Source organism: Rhodococcus maanshanensis NBRC 100610 (assembly GCF_001894865.1).
Lineage (GTDB): Bacteria > Actinomycetota > Actinomycetes > Mycobacteriales > Mycobacteriaceae > Rhodococcus_G > Rhodococcus_G maanshanensis.
In genome coordinates, this window is the sequence record NZ_BCXA01000024.1 from 106,656 (window position 1) to 125,899 (window position 19,244).

22 protein-coding genes and 1 pseudogene are annotated in these 19,244 nt (G+C 70.3%); 14 read left to right on the plus strand and 9 right to left on the minus strand.

Going from position 1 to position 19,244, the window contains the following annotated elements; translation table 11 throughout:
• The first annotated feature begins 164 nt into the window (after nt 1-164).
• Nucleotides 165-1,022, plus strand: coding sequence for an alpha/beta hydrolase family protein (locus tag RM1_RS13050; protein ID WP_083576699.1), 858 nt, complete (start codon nt 165-167; stop codon nt 1,020-1,022).
• 29 nt (nt 1,023-1,051) lie between these two features.
• Here the strand turns inward: RM1_RS13050 and RM1_RS13055 are convergent, their stop codons facing one another.
• The 3 genes from RM1_RS13055 to RM1_RS13065 are packed head-to-tail and all read right to left on the minus strand — an operon-like array spanning nt 1,052 to nt 3,643.
• Nucleotides 1,052-1,624: a DUF4126 domain-containing protein gene (locus tag RM1_RS13055; RefSeq protein WP_072751743.1), complete on the minus strand. Its 573-nt coding sequence runs from the start codon at nt 1,622-1,624 to the stop codon at nt 1,052-1,054.
• A gap of 55 nt (nt 1,625-1,679) precedes the next feature.
• Complete coding sequence (gene mctP / locus RM1_RS13060) at nt 1,680-3,353, minus strand: monocarboxylate uptake permease MctP (protein ID WP_281252139.1); 1,674 nt, start codon at nt 3,351-3,353, stop codon at nt 1,680-1,682.
• Nucleotides 3,350-3,643, minus strand: coding sequence for a DUF3311 domain-containing protein (locus RM1_RS13065; RefSeq protein WP_083576700.1), 294 nt, complete (start codon nt 3,641-3,643; stop codon nt 3,350-3,352). Before RM1_RS13065 ends, mctP begins: the two co-directional genes overlap by 4 nt.
• A 182-nt stretch (nt 3,644-3,825) precedes the next feature.
• Here RM1_RS13065 and RM1_RS13070 point away from each other — a divergent pair, with 182 nt between their 5' ends.
• Together RM1_RS13070 and RM1_RS13075 are read left to right on the plus strand one after the other, a co-directional pair.
• Complete coding sequence (locus tag RM1_RS13070; protein ID WP_083576701.1) at nt 3,826-5,223, plus strand: sigma 54-interacting transcriptional regulator; 1,398 nt, start codon at nt 3,826-3,828, stop codon at nt 5,221-5,223.
• Nucleotides 5,220-7,259, plus strand: coding sequence for a vWA domain-containing protein (locus tag RM1_RS13075; RefSeq protein ID WP_245816286.1), 2,040 nt, complete (start codon nt 5,220-5,222; stop codon nt 7,257-7,259). The genes RM1_RS13070 and RM1_RS13075 overlap by 4 nt, the downstream gene beginning before the upstream one ends.
• Before the next feature lie 22 nt (nt 7,260-7,281).
• On the opposite strand, the gene RM1_RS13080 is transcribed toward RM1_RS13075, so the two are convergent.
• Together RM1_RS13080 and RM1_RS13085 are read right to left on the minus strand one after the other, a co-directional pair.
• Nucleotides 7,282-7,752 carry a hypothetical protein gene (locus tag RM1_RS13080; protein ID WP_072751744.1) on the minus strand — a complete coding sequence of 157 codons (471 nt, stop codon included), beginning with the start codon at nt 7,750-7,752 and terminating at the stop codon, nt 7,282-7,284.
• Nucleotides 7,753-7,787: 35 nt separating this feature from the next.
• Nucleotides 7,788-8,714, minus strand: a complete 927-nt coding sequence (locus RM1_RS13085; protein WP_072751745.1) for an AEC family transporter — start codon at nt 8,712-8,714, stop codon at nt 7,788-7,790.
• 124 nt (nt 8,715-8,838) lie between these two features.
• On the opposite strand from RM1_RS13085, the gene RM1_RS13090 reads away from it, so the two are divergent.
• Entirely contained in the window at nt 8,839-9,636 is a 798-nt protein-coding gene (locus RM1_RS13090; RefSeq protein WP_072751746.1) for an RsiV family protein, read from the plus strand.
• Between the two features lie 130 nt (nt 9,637-9,766).
• Here RM1_RS13090 and rpsR read toward each other — a convergent pair whose 3' ends face one another.
• From rpsR to rpmB, 4 genes are read right to left on the minus strand one after another with little or no spacing between them, the layout of a single operon-like run.
• Complete coding sequence (rpsR, locus tag RM1_RS13095; protein WP_027500792.1) at nt 9,767-10,030, minus strand: 30S ribosomal protein S18; 264 nt, start codon at nt 10,028-10,030, stop codon at nt 9,767-9,769.
• 20 nt (nt 10,031-10,050) lie between these two features.
• The gene (gene rpsN, locus RM1_RS13100) at nt 10,051-10,356 is read right to left on the minus strand and encodes a 30S ribosomal protein S14 (protein ID WP_072751747.1); all 306 of its coding nucleotides are present in this window, start codon (nt 10,354-10,356) and stop codon (nt 10,051-10,053) included.
• A 2-nt stretch (nt 10,357-10,358) separates the two neighbouring features.
• Entirely contained in the window at nt 10,359-10,523 is a 165-nt protein-coding gene (gene rpmG / locus RM1_RS13105; RefSeq protein ID WP_027500790.1) for a 50S ribosomal protein L33, read from the minus strand.
• The gene (rpmB, locus tag RM1_RS13110; RefSeq protein ID WP_072751748.1) at nt 10,523-10,759 is read right to left on the minus strand and encodes a 50S ribosomal protein L28; all 237 of its coding nucleotides are present in this window, start codon (nt 10,757-10,759) and stop codon (nt 10,523-10,525) included. Before rpmB ends, rpmG begins: the two co-directional genes overlap by 1 nt.
• 84 nt (nt 10,760-10,843) lie before the next feature.
• On the opposite strand from rpmB, the gene mrf reads away from it, so the two are divergent.
• The 10 genes and pseudogenes from mrf to RM1_RS13165 all read left to right on the plus strand — a co-directional run.
• A complete protein-coding gene (gene mrf, locus RM1_RS13115) occupies nt 10,844-12,157 on the plus strand; it encodes a ribosome hibernation factor-recruiting GTPase MRF (RefSeq protein WP_072751749.1) in 1,314 nt (437 codons plus the stop codon).
• The gene (locus RM1_RS13120; RefSeq protein WP_072751750.1) at nt 12,154-12,405 is read left to right on the plus strand and encodes a type B 50S ribosomal protein L31; all 252 of its coding nucleotides are present in this window, start codon (nt 12,154-12,156) and stop codon (nt 12,403-12,405) included. The genes mrf and RM1_RS13120 overlap by 4 nt, the downstream gene beginning before the upstream one ends.
• Before the next feature lie 34 nt (nt 12,406-12,439).
• Entirely contained in the window at nt 12,440-12,613 is a 174-nt protein-coding gene (gene rpmF, locus RM1_RS13125) for a 50S ribosomal protein L32 (protein WP_027500786.1), read from the plus strand.
• Between the two features lie 69 nt (nt 12,614-12,682).
• Nucleotides 12,683-13,294, plus strand: a complete 612-nt coding sequence (locus RM1_RS13130; protein WP_027500785.1) for a trimeric intracellular cation channel family protein — start codon at nt 12,683-12,685, stop codon at nt 13,292-13,294.
• 72 nt (nt 13,295-13,366) lie between these two features.
• Complete coding sequence (locus RM1_RS13135; protein WP_027500784.1) at nt 13,367-14,053, plus strand: response regulator transcription factor; 687 nt, start codon at nt 13,367-13,369, stop codon at nt 14,051-14,053.
• Nucleotides 14,053-15,540, plus strand: coding sequence for a HAMP domain-containing sensor histidine kinase (locus RM1_RS13140; RefSeq protein ID WP_072751751.1), 1,488 nt, complete (start codon nt 14,053-14,055; stop codon nt 15,538-15,540). Before RM1_RS13135 ends, RM1_RS13140 begins: the two co-directional genes overlap by 1 nt.
• 106 nt (nt 15,541-15,646) lie before the next feature.
• Nucleotides 15,647-17,056, plus strand: coding sequence for a S1C family serine protease (locus RM1_RS13145; RefSeq protein WP_072751752.1), 1,410 nt, complete (start codon nt 15,647-15,649; stop codon nt 17,054-17,056).
• Nucleotides 17,057-17,166: 110 nt separating this feature from the next.
• Entirely contained in the window at nt 17,167-17,664 is a 498-nt protein-coding gene (locus tag RM1_RS13150; protein ID WP_037176160.1) for a MogA/MoaB family molybdenum cofactor biosynthesis protein, read from the plus strand.
• A gap of 622 nt (nt 17,665-18,286) precedes the next feature.
• Complete coding sequence (locus RM1_RS13160) at nt 18,287-18,958, plus strand: MspA family porin (RefSeq protein WP_072751753.1); 672 nt, start codon at nt 18,287-18,289, stop codon at nt 18,956-18,958.
• A gap of 62 nt (nt 18,959-19,020) precedes the next feature.
• Nucleotides 19,021-19,244: pseudogene (locus tag RM1_RS13165) on the plus strand (MspA family porin); the annotation flags it as partial.

Here is a 19,244-nt window from a genome sequence, read left to right on the forward strand (position 1 = left end):
TTGTGCTCGGGCACAAGGCCCGCGCGGAGATCGGCTTTCCGGCAACGGGCGGCGGGGGTGCGGCATAGCTTTCACGCCAGTACTCCCCGTCACCGGGCAGGAGACATGCTGTGCCGGTGCACAACGCGCCCTCGGGCGACTATCGAAAGGGAAGAGGTTCGCGCATGCGCACTCGCACTTCCATGGTCAGGGCCTGGCTGGCCGCCGCCGTCACGGCCGCGGTCACCGCGGTGACACTGACGGCCGTCGCCGCCCCCGCTCAGGCCGAGGGCATCCCGAGCGTCGGGCGGAACTGGGCCGCGCCCGGTCCCTACGCGCCCGAGGTCAGCATCGGTGCGGTGCACACGCTGTACTACCCCCAGAACATGGGGGCGCACGGGGAGAAGCACCCCGTGGTCATCTGGGGCAACGGCACCGGGGTGCTCCCCGGTGCCTACACCCTGCTGTTGCGGCACTACGCCAGCCACGGCTTCATCGTGGTCGCCGCCAACACGCCCGCGAGCAACTTCGCGATCACCATGCGCAGCGGAATCGACCTCATCGAGGGTCTCGACGCCGACCCCGCCAGCGTCTTCCACGGCAAGGTGGACCTGGACCGGATCGGCTCGGCCGGCCACTCCCAGGGCGGATCGGGTGCGATCAACGCCGCCGTCGACCCCCGGGTGGACACCGTCGTCGCGATCCAGCCGGGCCCGCTCAACGACGTCGATCTGATCGACGAACCGGTGCTGTTCCTCGCCGGTCAGTTCGACGCGATCGTGTGGCCGGTCCTGGTCAAGGGCATGTACAACGACGCCGACCACGTCCCGGCCGAGTATGCGGAGCTGCGCGGCGCCACCCACTTCGGCACCGGTATCTCGGGCGGCGACATGCGCGGCCCGTCCACGGCGTGGCTCCGGTACTGGCTGATGGACGACCAGAACGCCCGCGCCGAGTTCTTCGGCCAGAACTGTGGATTCTGTTCGGACAGCGGGCAGTTCTCCGACTTCCGCCGCAACGGTCTGGCCAAGCAGATCCCCTGACGCCGGTGGTGTTGGCGCTGCGGCGCGTCCTACGCCTGCCGCAGCGCCCGCACTCGGCGCACACCCTTCCACGCGAACCACAGCAGGGCGGCGAGCAGCACCGGGATCAGTAGCGGGAGAACGAATGCGACCAGCACCATGACGAACGAGAGGACGTCCTCGACCACCGAGATCACCGGATTCGCCAACCCGGCGGTACCCGCCGTGCTCGCCGCCCTTGTCCCGGTCTGGGCGGCGCTGAACGCCAGTGCGGTCGGCGCACCGACGATGATGCCCGCGATCACCGCACCGGTGGGGCCGAGATCGGTGAACACCGCGCCCGCGGCGATCGCCGCCGCGATCGGCCGGGTGAAGGTACCGAACACGCCGAGGGCGTTGTCCACGACGGGGATCAGGTCTGCGAGCAGTTCGACCGCGGTCGCGACGGCGAGCGCGACCAACGCGCCCGTCGAGCCGACCCAGGCGAAGCTCTCACCGAGGGCGATGCCGAACAGCTCGAAGTGCGCGGCCGCACTGAGCATCAGCAGCGGAAGGAAGGTGCGCAGCCCGGTGGCCGCGGCCAGACCGAGTCCGAGCAGGACGGGCAGCAGCCAGGTCTCCATGGGCAGAGTCTAGGAGTCTTCGGCGGCGTGCCAGCCGGATTCCCGACCGTGCCCGTCACGGGCTGGGGGTGGCCTCCGTCGGGGTCGGCGGCAGCTGTGTCACCCGGGGATCGCCCGCGTCCGCGAAGTAGTCGCCCCTGATGGTCACGTCCACCCCCTCCGGCGCGTTGACCGCCCGCATGACCAGCGTGAGCACCGCGGCGACGATGATATTGACCACGAACGCCGTCAACGCGATGTAGCCCATCTGTGCGATACCGGGGATCGAGGCGAGCGAGCCGGCGAAGTGCGGCGCGGTCGCGGACGAGACGTTGTACGCCGCGATCGTGCCGTACACCATGCCGACCGCCCAGCCCGCGAGCAGCGCCCAGCGGTGGAACCAGCGGGTGTAGAGCCCGAACACGATGGCGGGGAAGGTCTGCAGGATCCAGATGCCGCCCAGCAGCTGGAAGTTGATGGCGTTCTGCTTGTCGAGGGTCAGCACGAAGATCAGCGCGACGAACTTGACGAACAACGAGGTCAGCTTGCTGACCTTGGCCTCCTGCGCAGGCGTCGCGCCGGGCCTGAACCATTCGCGGTACACGTTGCGGGTGAACAGGTTCGCCGCCGCGATGGACATGATCGCCGCAGGCACCAGCGCGCCGATCGCGATCGCCGAGAACGCGACCCCGGCGAACCAGGCGGGGAACGCGTCCTCGAACAGCTGCGGGACCACCAGCTGCGCATTGGGTTTGCCGTCGAGGCCGATCGGCTTGGTGCCCGCGGCGATCGCCACCCAGCCGAGCAGGGCGAGCAGGCCAAGCAGGAACGTGTAAGCGGGCAGGATCGCGGCGTTGCGCCGAATGGTGTTGCGGGACTTCGACGACAGGGTGGCGGTGATCGAGTGCGGATACATGAACAGCGCCAGCGCGGAGCCGAGCGCCAGGGTCGCGTAGGCCCAGTACTGCTGGCTGTTCGGGATGAACGTCCCTGTCGGCTTGCCGGTGGCGGGATTGGGGGTGGTCATCTTGGCCTCGGCGGCGTCGAAGATGTGGCCCCAGCCGCCGTAGCGGGACGGCAGGTAGATCACCGCCACGATGATGACGAGGTAGATCAGCGTGTCCTTGACGAACGCGATGATCGCGGGTGCCCGCAGGCCCGACGAGTAGGTGTAGGCGGCCAGCACCGCGAACGCGATGAGCAGCGGCAGGTCCCTGGCGATCACGTTGTCCGCGCCGCCGATGCCGATGACCTCGAGCACCGCCTGGATGCCGACCAGCTGCAGCGCGATGTACGGCATCGTCGCGAGGATGCCGGTCAGTGCCATCGCCAGCGAGAGCCACCGGGAGCCGTACCGGCCGCCGACGAAGTCCGCGGTGGTGACGTACCCGTGCCGGTGGCTCACCGACCACAGCCGCGACATGAAGACGAAGATGATCGGGTACACCACGATCGCGTACGGGATCGCGAAGAAGCCGCTCACCGAGCCGAGCGCGAACATCGCGGCAGGCACCGCGATGAAGGTGTAGGCGGTGTAGATGTCGCCGCCGATCAGGAACCACGTGACCCAGGTACCGAAGCTGCGGCCGCCGAGCCCCCACTCGTCGAGGGTCTGCAGGTTCGACGCCCGGCGCCAGCGGGAGGCCAGGAAGCCCATCACCGTCACGAGCGTGAACAGGGCGATCAGGACGGCCAGTGCCACGCCGTTGACACCGGTCTCGCTCGCGGCCAGCGTGGTCGTGGTGTTCACCGGTCGGACCCGTCGCCGTCGACCTCCTGCGCGGGCCCGTCGGTCATCGGCCGGTGCGGGCGGGCCCTCAACACGATCCGGTAGGCCGACCAGGTGGCGCCCGCGCAGAGGAACACCCACAGGAACTGGTACCAGAAGAAGAACGGCACGCCGCCCAGTTCGGGGCCCGTCCGCGCGTAGCTCGAGACCCACAGGATGGCGACGATCGGGAGCAGCAGCAGGACCACGGCGAGGGCCAGCAGGCGCTTGTTCGCAGGTGGGGTGGTGTTGTGATCGTGCTCCGCGGTCATGATGGGCGCTCCGCATCTCGACGCGGCGGACTGCCGAGTGCAACCCGCACCCGCGGAAACTACCCCGCGGTGTGCCGCGGTGTCGGCGATCCGAGGTCTCGAATCGGCCACGCGGCCCGCGGCTCGGTAGATGCCGATTTGGCCACACGCGTGCCGAATTCGCCGAACGCTCGTAGCGTGAAGTGGTGACTGCCACCGCTCCCGATGGTTTTCCGCGCACGGTCGGCGAACTGCGCGCGTCCGGACACGTGCTGCGACCGGTCCGGGACGAGATGCGAGAGAACCTGCTCGCAGCGTTGCGTGACGGCCGCGAGCCGTGGCCGGGGATCGTCGGTTTCGGCGACACGGTGCTGCCGCAGCTCGAGCGCGCCCTGATCGCGGGCCACGACGTCGTGCTGCTCGGCGAGCGCGGCCAGGGCAAGACCCGGCTGCTGCGCACCCTGCCGCTGTTGCTCGACGAGTGGACCCCGGTGATCGAGGGTGCGGAGCTGGGCGAGCACCCGTACGAGCCGATCACGCCCGCCTCGATCCGCCGCGCCGCCGCCATGGGTGACGAGCTGCCGGTGGCCTGGCGGCACCGCGACGAGCGCTACTCGGAGAAGCTCGCGACGCCGGACACCTCCGTGGCGGACCTGGTCGGCGACGTGGATCCGGTGAAGGTCGCCGAGGGGCGCAGCCTCGGGGATCCGGAGACCATCCACTTCGGGTTGGTCCCGCGCGCGCACCGCGGCATCGTCGGCATCAACGAGCTGCCCGACCTGGCCGAGCGGATCCAGGTCTCGCTGCTGAACGTGATGGAGGAGCGCGACATCCAGGTGCGCGGGTACACGCTGCGGCTGCCGCTGGACGTGCTCCTGGTGGCCAGCGCGAACCCGGAGGACTACACGAACCGCGGCCGCATCATCACCCCGCTCAAGGACCGTTTCGGCGCCGAGATCCGCACCCACTACCCGGCCGCACTCGAGGACGAGGTCGCGGTCATCGAGCAGGAGGCGCACCTGCGCGCCGAGGTGCCCGACCACCTCCTGGAGATCCTGGCCCGGTTCACCCGACTGCTGCGCGAGTCCGCCTCGGTGGACCAGCGCTCGGGCGTGTCCGCCCGGTTCGCGGTGGCGGGGGCCGAGACCGTCAGCGCGGCCGCCGTGCACCGCGGCGCGGTGCTCGGCGAGGCCGACCCGGTGGCGCGGCCGGTCGACCTGGGCACGGTGATCGAGGTGCTGCGCGGCAAGGTGGAGTTCGAGTCCGGCGAGGAGGGGCGCGAGCTGGACGTGCTCGAACACCTGCTGCGCCGGGCGACCGCGGACACGGTGCGCGAGCGGCTCGGCGGGGTGGACCTGGCGCCCCTGGTGGCGGCGGTCGAGGCGGGCGGGCCGGTGATCACCGGCGACCGGGTGACCGCGAAGGACCTGCTCGGCGAGCTGCCCGAGATCGACGTGCTGGACGAGGTGGCCGCGCGCTTCGGTGCCGAGAGCACGGGGGCGCGGGCGTCCGCGGTGGAGCTGGCGCTGGAGGGGCTGTACCTGGCCCGGCGCATCGCGAAGCTCCCCGACGACGACGGACAATTGGTGTACAGCGGATGACCGAGCCGCCGCGCCCCAGCGCCCGGCATCCCCGGTCCGGGGGCCGGGGTGATCCGCACCGGGCGCGCTACGGGCCGTACCAGGGTGGCCCGGACCCGCTGCTCCCGCCGGTGGACCTGCGGGAGGCGCTGGAGGCGATCGGCAACGACGTGCTCGAGGGCGCGTCGCCCCGGCGGGCGCTGCGCGAGCTGTTGCGCCGCGGCACGGCGGACACGCGCGGCCTCGACGATCTCGCCGCGCGCGCGAATCGGCGCAGGCGAGAGCTGTTGGAGCGCAATCATCTCGGTGGCACCCTCGACGAGGTCCGCGAGCTGCTGGAGCGGGCGTTGCTCGCCGAGCGCAAGGAGCTGGCGCGCGCGTTGGACGACGACGCCCGGTTCTCCGAGTTGCAGCTCGACGAGCTGCCGACGTCGACGGCCCAGGCCGTGCGGGACCTGTCGGAGTACCGCTGGCGCGACGCGTCCGCCCGCGCGGACTACGAGAAGATCCGCGAGCTGCTCGGCCGGGAGTTGCTCGATCAGCGGTTCGCCGGGATGAAGGAGGCCCTCGCAGGTGCGACCGACGAGGACCGCGATCGCATCGACGCGATGCTCCGCGACCTGAACGACCTGCTGGACAAGCACTCTCGCGGCGAGGACACCCAAGCAGACTTCGACGAGTTCATGGCGGCGCACGGCGACTATTTCCCGGAGAACCCGCGCAACACCGAGGAGCTGCTCGATTCGCTGGCGCGGCGGGCCGCGGCTGCGCAGCGGCTGCGCAACTCGCTCACCCCGGAGCAGCGCGCCGAGCTGGACGCGTTGGCGCAGCAGGCGTTCGGCAGCCCCAGCCTGATCGATCAGCTGGAGCGGCTGGATTCGAACCTGCGGGCGGCGCGCCCCGGCGAGGACTGGGACGGCACCCAGCGGTTCCGCGGCGACGACGGCATGGGTCTCGGGGAGGGGACGGGGGCACTGGCGGACATCGCCGAGCTCGAGCAGCTCGCCGAGCAGCTCTCGCAGCAGTACGCGGGCGCGCAGCTCGACGACATCGACCCCGAGGCGCTGGCCAGGCAGCTCGGTGACGGGGCGGCGGCCGACGCCCGCACGCTTGCCGAACTGGAGCGGGCGCTGCAGCGGCAGGGCTTCCTCGCGCGCGGGGCGGACGGCCAGTGGCGGCTCTCGCCGAAGGCCATGCGCCAGCTCGGACAGTCGGCGTTCCGGGATGTGGCGCAGCGACTCTCGGGTCGGCGCGGCGAGCGCGACACCCAGCGGGCAGGCGCGACGGGGGAGCCGACGGGGGCCAGCAGGGGCTGGGAGTTCGGTGACACCGAGCCGTGGGACGTGACCCGCACGGTGACGAACGCGGTGCTCCGGGCCGCGACGGGCGGCTCCGCGACCTCCCTTCCTGTGCGGCTGCGGGTCTCGGATGTGGAGGTCGCCGAGACCGAGCAGCGCGTGCATGCCGCGGTCGCCCTGCTCGTCGACACCTCGTTCTCGATGGTGATGGACGGCAGGTGGGTGCCGATGAAGCGCACGGCTCTGGCGCTGAACCACCTGATCACCACGCGGTTTCGCGGCGACGACCTCCAGCTGATCGCGTTCGGCCGCGTCGCCCAGCAGCTCAGCCCGGCCGAGCTGGCCGGGCTCGACGGCGCATGGGACCAGGGCACCAACCTCCATCACGCGTTGCTGCTGGCCGGCAGGCACCTGCGGCGCAACCCGAACGCCCAGCCGGTCGTGCTCATCGTCACCGACGGGGAGCCGACGGCACACCTGGAACCGGACGGGCACGCCTTCTTCGACTATCCGCCGCATCCGAAGACGTTGGGGCTCACCGTCCGTGAGTTCGACAACCTCGCACGGCTCGGCGCCCAGGTGACGATCTTCCGGCTCGGCGACGATCCGGGGCTGGCCAGGGTCGTCGACCGGATGGCGCAGCGGGTCGGCGGCCGGGTCGTGGCCCCGGACCTGGACGGGCTCGGTGCGGCCGTGGTCAGCGACTACATGCGGCGCCGCTCCGCGGCCCGTGCGCGGGTCGTACCCCGGTCGGGGTGAAGATCGCGCACAGTCCGGGCCGCTATCCGCTGATCACCTGTCGGTTCCCGAGGGGCGCGGCGAGCTGGACCTCGAGGGTGGCCTGCACAGCGATCATGACGCAGACCCTGTCGACCGCGTCCGCCCTTGTGCCGGTGCGCAGCGCGATGGTGACGGAGGAGGCGGACTCGGTGACCGTGGCGTCGGCGCCGTAGCACTCGGGCGCCCCGGCGGTGAAGTGAACTGCCACGCGGTCGCCGGTCTCGCCCACGACGGTGTAGGACTCGAAGGGGGTGGGGTGCGCCTCGACGATGGTCGGGTCGGCCGTGAACACCATGCCGGGCTCGGCGTCGGGGTCGTTCACCGGCGGCGGTGCCGGGCTCGTCACCGCGACGATCGGCGCCTGGGTGGTCACCGCGGGCGAACTCGGGGCGGTGGCCGGATCCGACGCGTCGCCGTCGGAGCAACCGGCGAGGGCCAGGCTGAGCAGGGCCGCGACGGCGAGGATGCGCATGGGCTCACCGTAGCCGGAGATCGGCCGGGTGAGCGTCAGGCCAGTGCCCAGGCGACGAGCGCGATGGCGGGGATCGAGGCCAGGGTGGTGACGAGGGCGGTGTCCCGTGCGAGCACCGTGCCGCGCCGGTAGCGGCTCGCGTACACGAACACGTTCTGCGCGGTCGGCAGCGCGGAGACGACCACGACGGCGAACAGGTCGTGGCCGTCGAGGCCGAGCAGGAAGCGGGCCATCAGGTACGCCAACACCGGTTGCACCAGGATCTTGAGCACCGAGGCGAGGGCGATCTCGCGGCGGGGACTGACGCCGCGCTGGAGTACCCGGACCCCGTACAGCGACAACCCGAAGGCCAGCAGCGCCCCCGGCACGGAGGCCCCGCCGATGATCCGGAACGGCTGGATCAGGGATTCCGGCAGCGTCCAGCCTGCGATGGCGACCACGAGTCCGGCGATCCCGGCGACCACGATGGGGTTGAGGAACGGGGTGATGAGCGTGTCGCGGATCGAGGTTCCCTTGCGGGTGGTCGCCAGGTCGAGCGCGGTCAGCGCGATCGGGGAGTACACCACGATCTGGAACAGCAGCAGCGGTGCCACGAACGACGCGTCGCCGAGCACGAACACCGAGATCGGGATGCCCAGGTTGGCGGAGTTCACGTAGGAGGCGGCCAGCGCGCCGATCGTGGATTCGGGCAGGGGCCTGCGCAGCCAGCCGAGCGCGATCGCAAGGTACACGCCGCCGACCACGAAGGCCGTGGCCGCGGCCACCGCGAGGGTGGGGGAGAAGACCGTCGCCAGGTCGGCGGTGGCGAGGGTGTCGAAGAGCAGCGCGGGAGTGGCGACGAAGAACACCAACCGACCGAGCACGAACTCGCCGTGCTCGCCGAGCACCCGCGTCCGGCCCAGGATGTAGCCGATGGCGATGACGACGAAGATGACCGTGAAGCCCGCGAACACACCTGACACCCCGCGGACCTCCTCGTAGAACCCGCAAGAGTCTAGTCGCTAGCCAGGCGAAGAACTCCGGTGCGCCTCGAGGGCCCGGCCAGGGAGTGCATCATTGATCCACCCGTCGAGAGGAGTGCCATCCATGCGAGCCTTCCGTGTCGTGCGCCGAGGAGCCGTTGCAGTGGTGCTCCTGGCCGGCCTGGCAGCCTGCTCCTCGGACGGCGGCGGGACCGCGGTGCCCGAGCCGTCGGCGGCGCAGTCGTCCCCGGCGCCGACGTCGGCGGTGACGTCAGAGGCGACCCCGTCCGCGGCCGAGGGCACACAGGCAGCCGGCCCGTACACCGCGACCACGAGCAGGTCGACCGGCGACACCGGGCGCGTCCAGTACGACGTCACGCTGCCGCGTATCGAGGGCGGGAATCCCGCGGTGGCCGCCGAGTTCAACGAATCCGTCGCGGCGGCGCTGCAGGACCAGGTCGACGGTCCCGGCGACGAACGGTTCACGTTGACGGGCAGGGAGGCGTTCGCCAGGGTCGGGGGACGAGTGGTCAGCGGCCTGCTGGTGACCTCGTGGAATGCCAACCCGCCTGGGGCGCACCCCACCCCGCTGGTCGCCACGGTGGTCGTGGGCGCCGACAATGCCGAGCCGATCACCCTGTCGGCGCTGTTCTCCGACCTGCAGGCCGGGCTGAACCGGCTCTCCGAGGAGTCCGCGCGGTTGTTGCCCGCCACCGCGGCCGGAGCGGAATTCGAGCGCGAGGGAATCGAGCCGACCGAGCTCAACTTCGCGAACTGGCTGCCGACGCCTGCTGGCATGGAGATCCATTTCTCGGACTACCAGGTGGGCCCGCACGCGATCGGACTCGTGGTGATCACGGTGCCGTGGGACCGGCTGGCCGACGTCATCGCGCCGGAGCAACTCGACGTGGTCCGCAGCTGACCGCCGAGTGTGCAGTTGTCGGGGCAAACGCCGAGAGGGAGTGTGGGTAGCTGCACACTCGGCGAGGCGCCAGGGAACGCAGAAGGCCGCGCAGTCCTTGCGGACTGCGCGGCCTCGGCTTCTGCGCTGACTACCGGCTGGTGCTGGTGAACGGCAGCAGGGCCATCTCGCGGGCGTTCTTCACCGCGACGGCCACCTGGCGCTGCTGCTGCGGGGTCAGGCCCGTGACACGACGGCTGCGGATCTTGCCGCGGTCGGAGATGAACGTGCGGAGCAGGTTCACGTCCTTGTAGTCGACGTGCGTGATCTTCGCCGCGAAGAGCGGGTTCTTCTTGGGCTTGCGACCCGCGTCAGCGCCGCGCGGCTTCTTGGACGGGGCTCTCTTGACTGCCATTGCTTCCCTTACGGCTCGAATTACCAGCTGGACTTGCGGACGCCTGGCAGTTCCCCACGATGGGCCATCTCGCGCACACGCACACGAGACAGGCCGAACTTCCGTAGGTGACCTCGCGGACGTCCGTCCGCAGCGTCACGATTTCGCAATCGTACCGGACTCGCATCGCGCGGCAGACGCTGCAGGGCGGCGCGGGCGCTCGCACGCTCCTCGGCGCTGCTCGACGGTCGCCGGATGATCTCCTTCAGTTCGGCCCTGCGCTCGGCGAACCGGGCGACCACGAGCTTGCGCTGCTCGTTCCTTGCGATCTTGGACTTCTTGGCCATGCCTAGCGCTCTTCCCTGAAATCGACGTGCCTGCGGACCACCGGGTCGTACTTGCGGAGCACCATCCGGTCCGGGTCGTTGCGGCGGTTCTTGCGGGTCACGTAGGTGTACCCGGTGCCTGCGGTGGACTTGAGCTTCACGATCGGACGGATCTCGTTGCGTGCCATCAGACCTTTTCTCCCCGTGCGCGGATCCGGGCCACGACGGCCTCGATGCCGTCCCTGTCGATGGTCTTGATGCCCTTGGCGGAGACGGTCAGCGTGATGCGCCTGCCCTCGCCCGCCAGGTAGTACGTCTTCTTCTGGATGTTCGGGTCCCACCGGCGGTTGGTCCGCGTGTGGGAGTGGGACACGGACTTACCGAAACCCGGTTTGCGTCCGGTCACCTGGCAGTGCGCCGACATGGCGTTCCTCCTGAGCCCTCTCGCATAGAGATGACAATCATTTTCGACAACAGCGTGAGTTCACTGTAGCGTTGCCTTTGGCTAATGACAATCGTTACCGAAAGAGGTGTTGAGGTGAGTGATCGGCGGACGCCGCTCGTTCTGGTGTCGGGGTGGTCGGACGCCGTCGACGCCACCACGCGTGCCCTGCTGGGGGAAGGGACCGTGCTGGTCCATCACGACCTCGAGCACCTGCGGGAGGGCGTCCTGCGCCGCACGGTCACCGGGGCCGACGGCATCGCCAGGACCCACCTCCTCGAGCTCGCCCACGGCTGCGTGTCCTGCACGCTCCGCGAGGACCTGCTGCCGCTGCTGCGCCGCCTGCACGCCCGCAGCTCGGTCCGTCGGATCGTGCTGCACCTCGACCGGGCGCTCGAACCCGAGGCGCTGTGCTGGGCGATCGAGCACGTCGCGGTCGCGGGCGTGGTCGGGCAGATCGACGGCGCGGCATCGCGCGACGTGCGGGTCGAGGCCGTTATCACCTGCGTCGACGCCGCCACCTGGCTCGACGACGCGACCGGCGACGACGGACTGGAGGATCGGGGATTGACGGCGGGCGGCGACGACGAGCGCACCGTCGCGCAGCTGGTCGTCGGGCAGGTGGACTACGCGGACGCCCTCGTCGTCTCCGGCCGCGCCGCGGACGGCTGGGCGCAGGCGAAGCTGCACGCCGTGCTGGCCCGGCTCGCGCCGTCGGCTCCGATCGACTGGGTGGCCGATGGCGGCGCGGTCGAGGCCGAGCGGCTGCTGGCGCGGATTCCCGCGGGCGCCAGGCGCGGTGAGGTCGGCGACGCGCACTCGGCCCTGCTGCGTGGGCAACCGCCGCTCGCCCCGGACTGTGGCGTCGCGCTGGTCGAGTTCACCGCGAATCGCCCGTTCCATCCGGAGCGCCTGCACGAGGCCGTCGACGTGCTGCTCGACGGCGTGGTCACCGCGCGCGGCCGACTGTGGCTGGCCACCCAGCCCGAGCACGTGTGCTGGCTCGAATCCGCGGGCGGCGGGCTGCGGGTCGCGTCCGCCGGGCGCTGGCTCGCGGCCATGACCCCGCAGGAGCAGGAGACGGTACCGACCGCGCGCCGTGCCCTTGCCGCGCTGCGCTGGGACGAGCGGTTCGGCGACCGCGACACCTCGCTGGTGGTGCTCGTGCACACCGCGGACCCGGACGACATCGACCGGGCCCTGCGGTGGGCCCTGGTCACCGACGAGGAGCTGGGGCGCGAGCCCGACTGGGCGAGCTGGCCGGACCCGTTCGGGCAGTGGCACCTCGACCCCTGCGAGGACGCGGGCACCGAGGTCGGGCAAGGACCGCAGGCAATCGACTCGCTACCCGGCGAGACCAACAGAGAGGATCGCGCATGAAGAACGGCATCCACCCCGACTACCACCCGGTGGTCTTCCAGGACTCGGCCACGGGGTCGAACTTCCTGACCAGGTCCACCATCGTCAGTGACCGCAGCATCGACTGGGAGGACGGCAACCGCTACCCCCTCGTCGTCGTCGACGTGACCAACGAGTCGCACCCCTTCTGGACCGGGGCCGCCCGGCTGATGGACACCGCGGGACGCGTCGAGAAGTTCGAGCGCCGGTACGGCAAGCGCGCGCGCTGACCACCACACCCCGACCCAACAGGAGGAGCAGGAAATGGCAGTCCCGAAGCGACGCATGTCGCGCTCGAACACCCGCAGCCGCCGAGCCCAGTGGAAGGCCACAGCGCCGGACCTGGTCGAGGTGACGGTCGGCGGGGTGACCCACCGGGTGCCGCGGCGACTGGTCCGCGCGGTCCGGCTCGGGCTCTACGAACCCGGCGGGCGCTGACCCGATGGCCGTCGGCCGGTCCGGGACCGGCTGACGGCTGACCGCCTTCCGCCGTGGCACCCTGGACCGGTGCTGCTCAAGGTGCTGGAGTTGATCGGCGTCGTGGCGTTCGCCGCCTCCGGCGCCCTCGTCGGCGTCAGCAAGCGCCTCGACATCTTCGGGGTCTGTCTGCTCGGGGTGTTCACCGCCATCGGCGGCGGTGTCATCCGCGACGTGCTCCTCGGCATCCACCCGCCGACCGCGCTGAACACCTGGCCGACGTTCACCACCGCGCTCGTCACTTCCGTGATCGTGTTCTTCCTGCACCCGGCGGTCTCCAAGCTGCGCCGCGAGATCCTGGTGCTCGACGCGCTCGGCATGGGGCTGTTCGCGAGCAGCGGGGCGGTCATCGCGTTCGCCGCGGGTGCCAGCGATCAGGCCGCGTGCCTGATCGGGGCGACCACCGCGATCGGCGGCGGCGTGCTGCGCGACATGCTCGTCAACGAGCTGCCGCTGTTGCTGCACCGCGACCTGTACGCGGTGCCCGCGCTGATCGGGTCCACAGTGACGGTCGCGTGCCTGGAGCTCGGGCTCTCGTCCGACCTCGGGCTCGTGGTGGGCACGGTGTCGGCCTCGACGGTGCGACTGCTCGCCCTGTGGCGGCACTGGAACCTGCCCGGCCCCCGGATATCCGAGAGCTGAGAGGTCACGATTGACCGTCGCCGCTCAGACCCCTCTCAGCGTGATCTCAGTTCGTGGGGTCAAACTGTGACCATGCGCATCCTGGTGGTCGACGACGACCGTGCCGTGCGGGAATCCCTCCGCCGCTCCCTGACCTTCAACAGCTACACCGTCGACCTCGCCGTCGACGGCGTCGACGCGCTCGAGAAGGTCGCGGCGGCGCGGCCCGACGCGCTGGTGCTGGACGTGATGATGCCGCGCCTCGACGGGCTCGAGGTGTGCCGTCGGCTGCGCAGCACCGGTGACGACCTGCCGATCCTCGTGCTGACCGCGCGGGACTCGGTGTCGGAGCGGGTCGCGGGCCTCGACGCGGGGGCCGACGACTACCTGCCCAAGCCGTTCGCGCTCGAGGAGTTGCTCGCCCGGCTGCGCGCCCTGCTGCGCCGCGCCGCGCCCGACGTGGGCGCCGAATCCGAGGCGATGGCGTTCGAGGACCTCACGCTGGACCCGGTCACCCGCGAGGTCACGAGGGCCGGCCGTTCGATCAGCCTCACCCGCACCGAGTTCTCACTGCTCGAGATGCTGATGGCGAATCCGCGCCGGGTGCTCACCCGCAGCCGCATCCTCGAGGAGGTATGGGGCTACGACTTCCCGACCTCGGGCAACGCACTGGAGGTGTATGTGGGCTATCTGCGACGAAAGACCGAGGCGGAGGGGGAATCCCGCCTCATCCACACCGTTCGCGGTGTCGGCTACGTGCTCCGGGAGACGCCTCCGTGATGGTTGCCCCCTTCGGTCGGAACGGCGCCGCCACGAACGGCACCGGCGCCAACGGTGAGCCGACGCCGATGCCCGAGATGCGGCCACCGATGCCGCTGACCCGGTCGGTGTCGCTGCGTTGGCGCGTCACCCTGCTCGCGGCCTCGGTTGTGGCAATCGCGGTGGCGGTCATGGCCATCGCCGCGTACGCGGTGGTCTCGCGCGCGCTCTACGCCGAGGTCGACTCGCAGCTGCGCACCCGCTCGGCCACCCTCATCGACAACAACCTCGACGCGATGGACTTCCGGTACATCTCGCTGGCGACCTTCTACTCCAACGACATCAGCGTCGCGCTGATCTTCCCGGATCAGAACGTCTACATGCCGCCCGGCTCCAACGCGCCGATCGGGGATGCCGAGATGTCGGTGGCCAGGGGCGAACACGACACCGCCCTGCGCACCGTCGACGGCCAGCGGGTGCTGACCCAGAAGACCAATCTCGGCAGCACCCTGGTGATCGCGCAACGCCTGGCCACGACCGGGGAGGTGCTCGACCGGCTCGCGTGGGTGCTCTTCGTCGTCGGCGGGTGCGGAGTCGGACTCGCCGCCCTCGCCGGAATGGCAGTGGGCCGAACCGGATTACGGCCGATCGCGCGTCTGACTGCGGCCGCCGAACGGGTGGCCAAAACCGACGACCTCACCCCGATCCCGGTCACCGGCAACGACGAGTTGGCCCGGCTGACCGTGTCGTTCAACACGATGCTGCGGGCCCTCGCCGAGTCGCGAGACCGGCAGAGCCGGCTGGTCGCGGACGCAGGCCACGAGCTGCGTACGCCGCTGACCTCGCTCCGCACCAACATGGAATTGCTCATCGCCGCGGGACGGCCCGGGGCGCCGCAGATCCCGGACGAGGACATGGCGGAGCTGCGCGCCGACGTGGTCGCACAGATCGAGGAGCTCTCCACCCTGGTGGGCGACCTCGTCGATCTCGCCCGCGAGGACGCGCCCGAGACCGTGCACGAGCGGATCGACCTCAGCGACACCGTTGAACGCTCGCTCGAGCGGGTCCGCAGGCGGCGCAACGAGGTCGACTTCGAGGCGCAGACGATCCCGTGGTTCGTCTACGGCGACGGTGCAGGCCTCGCGCGGGCGGTGCTGAACGTGCTCGACAACGCGGCCAAGTGGAGTCCGCCCGGCCAGGCGGTCCAGGTGCGGATGAAGCAGCTCGACAACGGCCGTCTCGCGCTGACCGTCGCCGACGCGGGCCCCGGGATCCCGGAGGAGGACCGGCAGCTGGTGTTCGAGCGGTTCCACCGGTCGACCGCCGCCCGTTCGATGCCCGGATCCGGGCTTGGCCTTGCCATCGTCCGGCAGGTCGTGGTCAAACACGGTGGCACGGTCGAGGCGGGCCGGTCCGAGCTCGGGGGCGCCCTCATCACGATCGTGCTGCCGGGAGAGGGCGAGTTCGTGCCGGGAGGACAGGCGACCGGAAGGGTCTCGGCAAACTGACAGCCTGATCTCAGCACCCTCTCAGACCGCCCGTGCACAGTCGTCAGTAACGAGATCGAACAGAGTGCGCCGAGGGCGCGCAGGGGAGAAACGGATACCAATCGCGATGACCGACGACCACAGCAGTCAGCCGAACCAGCCCCAGCCGGGCCATGAGCCTGCACCGTCGCAGCCCAGCCACCAGTCGACCGCCCCGACCGTCGGAATGCCGCAGGCAGGCCACGAGCAGGCGTCGGCCGAGGCGACCGCGGCGTACCCGCAGTACCAGCAGCCCTACCAGCAGCAGGGGTACGCGCAGGCACCGTACGGCGCGTACCGGCCGACCGAGCAGTACCCGACGGCCGGGGCAGGCGCCGCCGCTCCGACCGCGGACCCGGCCACCGCGCCGGGTGCGGCCACGGCCGTCAAGCCGCGGCCCTCTCGCGTCGCCCTCGCCACGGGCGCCATCGCGCTCGCCCTGGTCAGCGGCGGCATCGGCGGGATCGCCGGCGCCTGGGCCGCGGGCGACAACGTCGGGCCGGTCACGAACTCGCTGAACGCCCCGAAGGCCAACGCCAAGCCTGCGGCCAACGCGCCCGCGGGCTCCGTGCAGGCGGTGGCGCAGAAGGTGCTGCCGAGCGTGGTGCAGATCCAGGTCGCGGGCAGGCAGGCCGAGGGCGAGGGTTCGGGCGTCATCCTGTCCTCCGACGGGCTGATCCTGACCAACAACCACGTCGCGTCGGGCGCGGGCCCGGACGGCAAGATCATGGTCGCGTTCTCCGACGGATCGACCGCCGCGGCCAAGCTGATCGGCACGGACCCGATGTCGGACCTCGCGGTGATCAAGGTCGAGGGCAAGAACGACCTGACCCCGATCGAGCTGGGCAACTCCGCCGACCTCCAGGTCGGTCAGGGCGTCGTGGCGATCGGATCGCCGCTCGGGCTGGCAGGCACCGTCACCAGCGGCATCATCTCCTCGCTGAACCGGCCGGTGTCCACCAGCGGGGAAGCGGCCAACCAGAGCACGGTCATCGACGCCATCCAGACCGACGCGGCGATCAACCCCGGCAACTCCGGCGGTGCTCTCGTCGACATGGAGGGCAGGCTGATCGGTATCAACACGGCGATCGCCACCCTCGGCGGCGCCCAGGCGGGCGGCCAGCAGAGCGGCTCGATCGGCCTCGGGTTCGCGATCCCGGTCGACCAGGCCCGGCGCATCGCCGACGAGCTGAGCAAGACCGGCAAGGCCTCGCAGGCGATCATCGGTGTCACGGTCGCCTCCAAGGACGATTCGCACGGGGCGGGCGTCAAGGACGTCTCGCCGGGCGGGCCGGCCGAGAAGGCCGGGATCCCAGGGGGCGCGGTGATCACCAAGGTCGACGACCGCGTCATCGACAGCGGTGACGCCCTGATCGCGGCGATCCGTTCGCACGCACCGGGGGACAAGGTGAAGATCACCTACACCGACGCCAAGGGACTCGGCGAGAAGACCGTCGAGGTCACCCTCGGCACCGCGCCCACGCAGGGCGGTCGCTGATGTACCCGACGAACGGCCGTGCCGACAGGCACGGCCGTTCGTCCGTCGCGGTCCGTCGGATTCACGGGCGGTCGGGGCCGACCGTGGTGCCGGGCACTACCGTAGGAGTCATGGACATCGAAGCCACACTTGCCGGGCGTGCCCTCGTCGTGATCGTCGACGACCGCGCCGCCCACGGTGCAGAGGTCGACGCGATCGGACCGCTGGTCACGGAACTGCTCGGAGAGGCGGGCTTCCTCGTCGACGCGACCGTCGCGGTGTCCGCGGACGAGGTGGAGATCCGCAACGCACTCAACACCGCGGTGATCGGCGGCGTGGACCTGGTCATCTCCGTTGGTGGAACCGGGGTCTCGCCCCGCGACGTCACCCCCGACGCCACTGCGGCGGTGCTCGACCGCGAGATCCCGGGGATCAGTGAGGCGCTGCGCTCGTCGGGCCTGGCGGCAGGCGCGCTCGACGCCGGGCTGTCCAGGGGACTCGTCGGGGTCTCCGGCAGTACCCTCGTGGTGAACCTGGCATCGTCCCGAGCGGCCATTCGCGACGGGATGGCCACGCTCAGCCCGCTCGCCGGTCACGTGATCGGGGAGCTCTCCGGGATAGAGGACTAGTCATCGCCGACCACGCCGAGAACGCACCCAGCCGGGACCCGATCGATCGGGCCCGGCTGGCGCGTATCTTCGGCGATGTCCTGCCCGAGACCACCAGGGACGAACGTTCCAACGGTTCGGCCGAGGAGTCCTCGTCGGCCGATGATTGGCTGCGGCGACAGGTTCCCCCGCACCACGGTTGATCCCCCTTTGTCCGATTGCGAAAATCGGCATGGGAGTCCGCGACATTGACGGTGATGAAACGCCGGGTGAACACCTACCCCCGCCGAATTGTCAACCCTTCCGCGCAGGCCTCTCCGAATTGCGAAACGCAACCTTGACGAAGTGATGCGGCTCACCCGGTTTTCCGGTTCTCCATACATTGCCATGCTGGTCAGGCGTGGTTAATCTCCTCCGCGAGTCAGTACAGGAACAGGGTCGGCGGAGCTCAGAAATGCGCGTCTGCCGGGACCTTTTCCCTCGAATTCGAGGGAAATATCTCCGGCGAATCTCAGCCCCGCATTGATCACCTCGAGTTCACCTCGTGGTCACCATTGTTGGCAATACTTCGCCGGGCCGTATGGACCACTCATCAGCCTCGGCGGTCGAGGTTGAGAAGTAGCAGAACCTTTGAGGGGAACGAATGAGCGAGAACCGCAAGTCCGGCCTGCGCCGTGGCGCCCGCATCGCAGGCGCAGGCGCCGCTGCGGCGGTGGCGATCGGCCTGATGTCGACCGGTGCGGCGAACGCCGACACCCTCGTGCCGCTGCCCGACGGGCAGAAGGCCGGACCGGGAGCGGTCGTCTCCCGCACCGGCGAGAGCGCCCTGATCTCCCCGTCGCTGGCCGCCAACGGTGCCGGCCGCACGGCGTGGGTCTCGGGCACGGTCACCGCCGATGTCAAGGGCATCACCAAGGAAGGCGAGGTGGGGCCGTTCAACGGTGCCACCAACGACAAGGGCACCAACAACTCCTCGACGCACGGCGTCTCGCGGATCAGCACCGGCTACATCGTCGGCTGCCAGGTCGACATCACCGGCCTCGGTGGATCGATCGGCGCGGGCATCGACCTCTCGGGCCCCTCGATCTCCGGTTCGCTGACCGTCCCGGTCTCCGCGGGTCAGGTCAAGTTCGTGAACGTCGCGGGCAAGGACATCAAGAAGAACGGCAAGTACTCGGTCCAATACCAGGACACCCAGCTCGAGATCCAGAACTGCGGCGGGTTCGCCCAGGCCCGTTCCTACACGGTGGTCGAGATCGTCGGCGACAACTACTCCAAGACCACCCTGTACGGCCAGCCCTTCAGCATCGGCTGACCTGATCTTCTTCGCCCACACACTTTCTCGCATTCGCGAACCCAGACCCTCAGAGGGGAACAATGAACGCCAGTAAGAACGGCCTGCGCCGCGGGCTGCAGACCGCCGCCGTCGGTGCCACCGCCGCGATCGCCCTCGGCTTCCTGTCCGCAGGCGCGGCGAACGCCGACACCTTCGTGCCGCTGCCCGACGGCTCGATCACCGAGACCCTCGTCGACGGCACCGTCGTCACCGTCAGCCGCACCGGCGAGACCGCCAACATCTCCCCGTCGATGGGCTCGACCGC

Bases quoted from the DNA above. Each gene is read 5' to 3' on its own strand.
- RM1_RS13050 (WP_083576699.1), top strand. From the start codon at position 165: ATGCGCACTCGCACTTCCATGGTCAGGGCCTGGCTGGCCGCCGCCGTC.
- rpsN (WP_072751747.1), bottom strand. From the start codon at position 10,356: ATGGCCAAGAAGTCCAAGATCGCAAGGAACGAGCAGCGCAAGCTCGTG.
- RM1_RS13160 (WP_072751753.1), top strand. From the start codon at position 18,287: ATGAGCGAGAACCGCAAGTCCGGCCTGCGCCGTGGCGCCCGCATCGCA.
- RM1_RS13055 (WP_072751743.1), bottom strand. From the start codon at position 1,624: ATGGAGACCTGGCTGCTGCCCGTCCTGCTCGGACTCGGTCTGGCCGCG.
- mrf (WP_072751749.1), top strand. From the start codon at position 10,844: ATGACAATCGTTACCGAAAGAGGTGTTGAGGTGAGTGATCGGCGGACG.
- RM1_RS13075 (WP_245816286.1), top strand. From the start codon at position 5,220: ATGACCGAGCCGCCGCGCCCCAGCGCCCGGCATCCCCGGTCCGGGGGC.
- RM1_RS13090 (WP_072751746.1), top strand. From the start codon at position 8,839: ATGCGAGCCTTCCGTGTCGTGCGCCGAGGAGCCGTTGCAGTGGTGCTC.
- rpmG (WP_027500790.1), bottom strand. From the start codon at position 10,523: ATGGCACGCAACGAGATCCGTCCGATCGTGAAGCTCAAGTCCACCGCA.
- RM1_RS13145 (WP_072751752.1), top strand. From the start codon at position 15,647: ATGACCGACGACCACAGCAGTCAGCCGAACCAGCCCCAGCCGGGCCAT.
- RM1_RS13065 (WP_083576700.1), bottom strand. From the start codon at position 3,643: ATGACCGCGGAGCACGATCACAACACCACCCCACCTGCGAACAAGCGC.
- RM1_RS13140 (WP_072751751.1), top strand. From the start codon at position 14,053: ATGGTTGCCCCCTTCGGTCGGAACGGCGCCGCCACGAACGGCACCGGC.
- RM1_RS13135 (WP_027500784.1), top strand. From the start codon at position 13,367: ATGCGCATCCTGGTGGTCGACGACGACCGTGCCGTGCGGGAATCCCTC.
- RM1_RS13150 (WP_037176160.1), top strand. From the start codon at position 17,167: ATGGACATCGAAGCCACACTTGCCGGGCGTGCCCTCGTCGTGATCGTC.
- rpmB (WP_072751748.1), bottom strand. From the start codon at position 10,759: ATGTCGGCGCACTGCCAGGTGACCGGACGCAAACCGGGTTTCGGTAAG.
- rpmF (WP_027500786.1), top strand. From the start codon at position 12,440: ATGGCAGTCCCGAAGCGACGCATGTCGCGCTCGAACACCCGCAGCCGC.
- rpsR (WP_027500792.1), bottom strand. From the start codon at position 10,030: ATGGCAGTCAAGAGAGCCCCGTCCAAGAAGCCGCGCGGCGCTGACGCG.
- RM1_RS13120 (WP_072751750.1), top strand. From the start codon at position 12,154: ATGAAGAACGGCATCCACCCCGACTACCACCCGGTGGTCTTCCAGGAC.
- RM1_RS13080 (WP_072751744.1), bottom strand. From the start codon at position 7,752: ATGCGCATCCTCGCCGTCGCGGCCCTGCTCAGCCTGGCCCTCGCCGGT.